Genomic DNA, 5,603 nt, shown 5'->3' with positions numbered 1-5,603 from the left:
GCGCTCGAAGGCCGGGGCCAGCTGCTGGTAGCGCTGGCTCCAGAGAGTGGCGCGCGCCTGCGCCTTAATGGGGGTGCCGCGCGAGTCGGTCGTTTGCTCGGTGAGCGTGAGGTAGCAGTGGGCCCCGGCGAAGCGCGGCAGCGTGAGGTCGGATACCTCGCCTACCACCCAATAGGCTTCGGCCAACTGCCGTTGCAGGGTCAGGCGCACCTGGCTCAGCAGCTCGGCCAGGCCCAGCGGGGCCGGAGCGGGTGCAAGGGGCAACTCGGGGCGACGGTTGTAGAGGGGCATAAGGTGCAAATTACGGGTGGCGCGCGGTAGCAAGGCCCGGCCACCGCTGCCGGAATACCGTTCGGCCCGGCGTGCACCGGCCAGCTACCCCGCTGCAGTGCCAAATGTTGTGGGTGCCGTGCAACCCGGCGTATTCGCCGACGTCCCTACCTTCACGGCTCAAACTCCCAACCCAATAAGTAATTTCCATGCGTTCAACCTCGATGGCCCGGCGCCTCAGCCTGGCCGTACTCGGACTTGGTGGCCTGGCGGCCGCCGTAGCGGCTGGCCCGCCCACCAAAACCGGCCCCACGCCGCCGCAGAAGGGCGTTGGCATCAACATCGCGAACATCGACCCATCGGTGAAGCCCTGCGAAGACTTCTTCCACTACGCTTCGGGCAACTGGCTCAAAAATAACCCGATTCCGGATGCTCAGTCGAGCTGGGGTGCGTTCAACGAGCTGATTGACCGCAACCAAGCCACGTTGCGCACCATTCTGACCAACGCGGCGGCCAACGCGGCCAAGGCTCCCAAGGGCTCGAACGCGCAAAAAGTAGGCGACTTTTACGCCTCGGCCATGGATTCGACCGCCATCGACGCGGCCGGCCTGAAGTACCTCAAGCCGCATCTCGACCGCATCATGGCCATCAACAGCCTGGCCGATGAGCAGAAATTCCTGGCCGACCCCAAGTCGCACGCCGGCAATGTGTGGCTGAGCTCGGGCGTGGGGCAGGACGAAAAAATCAGCACCCAGTACGCCGTATATTTTAATCAGGGTGGCCTCGGCCTGCCCGACCGCGACTACTACCTGAAGGACGACGCCCGCTCGAAAGCCATTCGGGCTGCCTACCGCACCTACCAGGTGAACATGTTCAAGCTGCTGGGCGACGACCAGGCCACGGCCGAGAAAAACGCCGACGCCGTAACGCGCATCGAAACGCGCCTGGCCAAGGCCAGCAAGAGCCGTGTGGACCTGCGCGACCCCTACGCCAACTACAACAAGATGACGGTGGCCCAAGCCGACGCCGCCTACCCCAACCTGGCCCTGCCCATGATGCTGAAAGCGGAAGGCCTGGGCGCAGCCAAGGAAGTGATTGTGGGCCAGCCCGATTACCTGAAGGAAGTGAGCGCCGCCATGCAGCAGGAGCCCATTGCCGACCAGAAGCAGTACCTGCGCTGGCACCTGGTAAGCAGCGTGACGCCGGCCCTGCCCAAGGCCTTTGGCGACGAATCGTTCCGCTTCTCGCAAACGCTGAGCGGTGCCAAAAAGCAGCAGCCCCGCTGGAAACGCTCGCTCGGCGCCACCGACCGCGCCCTGGGCGAGGCCTTCGGCCAGCTCTACGTCGACAAAGCCTTCAGCCCCGCCGCCAAGGCCAAGGCCAAGGAGATGATTGAGAACCTGCGCAAAGCCTACGCCGAGCGCATTCAGGCCACCGACTGGATGAGCGCCGCCACCAAGAAGGAGGCCCTCACCAAGCTCAACGCCTTCGTGGTGAAGATTGGCTACCCCGATAAATGGAAGGATTACTCGGCCCTGAGCGTGAGCCGCGAGAGCTACCTGAACAACTTGTTTGCTGCCCAGGAATGGGCCAACAAGGACGAAATAAGCAAGTTCGGCAAGCCGATTGACCGCGGCGAGTGGGGCATGACGCCACCCACGGTGAACGCCTACTACAACCCGCCGATGAACGAGATTGTGTTCCCGGCCGGCATTCTGCAGCCCCCGTTTTACGACCCCAAGGCCGACGATGCAGTGAACTACGGCGGCATTGGTGCCGTGATTGGCCACGAGATGACCCACGGCTTTGATGACCAGGGCCGGCAGTACGACGCCAAGGGCAACCTGCGCGACTGGTGGACCAAGGAAGACGCCGACAAGTTCAACGCCAAGGCGGCCATTGTGGGCAAGCAGTACGACGCTTTCTCGCCGCTCGACTCGGTGCACGTGAACGGCAAGCTGACCATGGGCGAAAACCTGGCCGACCTCGGCGGCCTCACCATTGCTTACCAGGCGTTTGAAAAAACTGCCCAGGCCAAAGCCGGCCAGAAAATCGACGGCTTCACGCCCGAGCAGCGCTTTTTCCTGGGCTATGCCCAAATCTGGCGCACCAACATTCGCCCCGAAGCGGTGCGCCAGCAGGTGCAGGTCGACCCGCACTCGCCCGGCCAGTTCCGCACCAACGGCCCGCTCATGAACATGCCCGAGTTCTATAAGGCCTTCGGCTGCGCTGATGGCAATAAGATGATGCGGCCCACGGCCGAGCGCTCAAAAATCTGGTAAACACCTCCGCCTTCGCAGCTCCCCGCCGGTTCCGGCGGGGAGTTTTGCGTTTCGGACTATATCGTTCTGTTCAGTTTATTTCATACTTCACTTCTCCATTTATGTCCCACAGTTCCTTTTTCGGCCGGGCCGCGCTGCTGGCCACCTTGGGCTTAGCCGCTGGCACGGCCCAGGCTCAGACCAAGGTTAAAACCAAGACCAACGGCGTCAAAACCAAAACCACCGTGCCCGCCGCTACCGGGCAGTCGGGCGTGGGCATCACGCTCGCCAACCTCGACCGTACCGTGGACCCCTGCGACGACTTCTACCGGTTTGCCAACGGCAACTGGATGAAAAATAACCCCATTCCGGCTTCCGAAACGGGCTGGGGTGGCTTCAACGTGCTGCGCAACCGCAACCGCGACGTGGTGCATGGCATTCTGGAGAAAGTGGCCGCTGACCGCACCGCCAAGCCGGGCTCGAACGCCCAGAAAGTGGGCGACTTCTACGCCGCCGCCATGGACAGCGTGGCCGTGGAGAAGGCCGGCCTGAAATACCTGCAGCCACGTCTGGCCAAGATTAACGCCATTCAGGATGTGGCCGGTGTGCAGCGCTACCTCGCCGACCCCCGCAACCTGGGCAAGGGCTGGTACGGCCTGAGCGTGGGCCAGGACCCCAAGAACAGCACGCAATACGCCGTGCAGATGCGCCAAGGCGGCCTCACCCTGCCCGACCGCGACTACTACCTGAAGGACGACGCGCGCTCGAAAACCATTCGCGCTGCCTACCGCACCTACCAGATTAACACCTTCAAGCTGCTGGGCGACGACCAGGCCACGGCCGAGCGCAACGCCGATGCCGTGACGCGCATCGAAACCCGCATGGCCAAGGCCAGCCGCGACCGCGTGGCCCTGCGCGACCGCGACAAAAACTACAACAAGATGACCGTGGCCCAGGTGGCCGCCGACTACCCCAACCTCGACATTCCGCTGCGCCTCAAGGAAAGCGGCCTGAGTGGGGCCAAGGACATCATCGTGGGCCAGCCCGAATACCTGAAGGAGGCCAACGCCATGCTGAAGGAAGAGCCCATTGCCGACCAGAAGCAGTACCTGCGCTTCCACTTGGTGGAGGGTGTGTCGTCGGCGCTGCCCCAGGCCTACATCGATGAAAGCTTCCGCCTCTCGCAGGTGCTGACCGGTGCCAAGGTGCCCCAGGCCCGCTGGAAGCGTGCCTTTGCCGCCACCGATGGCGCGCTGGGCGAAGCCTTCGGCCAGATTTACGTCGACCAGGATTTCAGCCCCGCCGCCAAGGCCAAGGCCAAGCAGATGGTGGAAAACATGCGCATGGCCTACGCCGAGCGTATTCAGGCCACCGAGTGGATGAGCCCGGCCACCAAAGCCGAAGCCCTGAAAAAGCTGAACGCCTTCGTGGTGAAAATCGGCTACCCCGACAAGTGGAAGGACTACTCGAAGCTGACCATCAGCCGCGAAAGCGCCCTGAATAACCTGTTCGCGGTGTCGGAGTTCAACACGATGGATAACCTGAGCAAGTTCGGCCAGCCCGTCGACCGCACGGTGTGGGGCATGACGCCGCCCACGGTGAACGCCTACTACAACCCCAGCCTGAACGAGATTGTGTTCCCGGCCGGCATTCTGCAGCCGCCCTTCTACGACCCCAAGGCCGACGACGCAGTGAACTACGGCGGCATTGGCGCCGTGATTGGCCACGAGATGACCCACGGCTTCGACGACCAGGGCCGCAAGGTGGACTCGGAAGGCAACCTGCGCGACTGGTGGACAAAGGAAGACGGCGAGAAATTCAATGCCAAAGCCGACGTAGTGGGCAAGCAGTACGACGCTTTCTCGCCGCTCGACTCGGTGCACGTGAACGGCAAGCTGACCATGGGCGAGAACCTGGCCGACCTCGGCGGCCTCACCATTGCCTACGCCGCCTTCATGAAAACGCCCCAGGCCAAGGCCGGCAAAATGATTGATGGCTTCACGCCCGAGCAGCGCTTCTTCCTGAGCTGGGCCCAAATCTGGCGCATCAACCAGCGCCCCGAAACCACCCGCCAGCTCGTGCAAACCGACCCGCACTCGCCGGGCCAGTTCCGCACTATCGGGCCGTTGCAGAACTTCCCCGAGTTCCACAAAGCCTTCAATTGCAAGGATGGCGACAAAATGGTGCGCTCGGCCAGCAACCGCGCCAAAATCTGGTAAGCTGTTTGCTTAGTGAGATTTGAACCATGAGTGAGAAACTGTTCTCCCTCCCGGTACGAGAAGGTCCGCTCCCCCTGGGGGCGGGCCTTTTTACTTGTTGGGAGTGGGAAATGCGGAGTCGCCTGTTATCCTGGGCGCAGCGAAGGACCTTGTCACGTTGGAAAACTTTGACGTGATAAGGGCCTTCGCTGCGCTCAGGATGACAAGCGAGGTCTTACTTCACCACTTCCACCTTCATCTTAATATCCTCCACCGGCCATTTATCCGACTCCACGGGCTGATTGGCAATTTTATCTACCACGTCCTGCCCTTCGATAACTTCGCCGAACACGGTGTACTGGCCGTCGAGCGAGGGCACGCCGCCCACTTTGGCGTAGGCCTGCACCTGAGCCGGCGTGAGCTTGCGCCCGGCCATGGCCTGCGACTGGTTGGCCGCGAGCTTTTCGCCCACTACGAAGTAGAAATCGGTGTTCGACGACAGGCGGCCGGGGTTCTGCTCGTCGTCGTAGCGGGCCATGCCCAAGGCGCCTTTCTGGTGGAAATGGTTGGGTCGGATTTCGGGCGGCAGGCGGTAGCGCTTCAGCCGAATGGTGCGGGCGCCGTAGGTTTGGCCGCCCTGTACGGCAAAATCCTTCACCACGCGGTTGAACATGGTTTCGTCGAACACGCCCTTGCGGGCCAGCAGCAGGAAGTTGGCTTTGTGAATGGGCGTGTCATCAAACAGCCGCACCCGGATGTTGCCCAGGCGCGTCTTCACCAGCACTTCGGAGCCGGGGTATTGCCGGCCGTAGGCCAGCAGCGCGGCGGGCGCGGCGCTATCGGTGAGGGTGGCCAGGTCGGGGCCGGGCACGAC

General features: G+C 62.7%; 4 protein-coding genes. 2 read left to right on the top strand and 2 right to left on the bottom strand.

Annotated features, from left to right (window positions below; genetic code table 11):
• Positions 1–291, bottom strand: a 291-nt coding sequence (locus ACYVDE_RS13335; protein ID WP_460502038.1) for an exodeoxyribonuclease VII large subunit, incomplete at its 3' end; no start/stop codon positions are given.
• A 188-nt stretch (positions 292–479) separates the two neighbouring features.
• On the opposite strand from ACYVDE_RS13335, the gene ACYVDE_RS13330 reads away from it, so the two are divergent.
• A complete protein-coding gene (locus ACYVDE_RS13330; protein WP_460502037.1) occupies positions 480–2,552 on the top strand; it encodes a M13 family metallopeptidase in 2,073 nt (690 codons plus the stop codon).
• Between the two features lie 101 nt (positions 2,553–2,653).
• Positions 2,654–4,750: a M13 family metallopeptidase gene (locus ACYVDE_RS13325; RefSeq protein ID WP_460502036.1), complete on the top strand. Its 2,097-nt coding sequence runs from the start codon at positions 2,654–2,656 to the stop codon at positions 4,748–4,750.
• Positions 4,751–4,964: 214 nt separating this feature from the next.
• On the opposite strand, the gene ACYVDE_RS13320 is transcribed toward ACYVDE_RS13325, so the two are convergent.
• A partial coding sequence (locus ACYVDE_RS13320; protein ID WP_460502035.1) for a peptidylprolyl isomerase occupies positions 4,965–5,603 on the bottom strand: 639 nt, incomplete at its 5' end.

The sequence above is a fragment of the Hymenobacter agri genome (assembly GCF_054778495.1).
The sequence above is the reverse complement of the archived record's forward strand: the minus strand, read 5'-3'. Positions and strand labels throughout refer to the sequence as shown.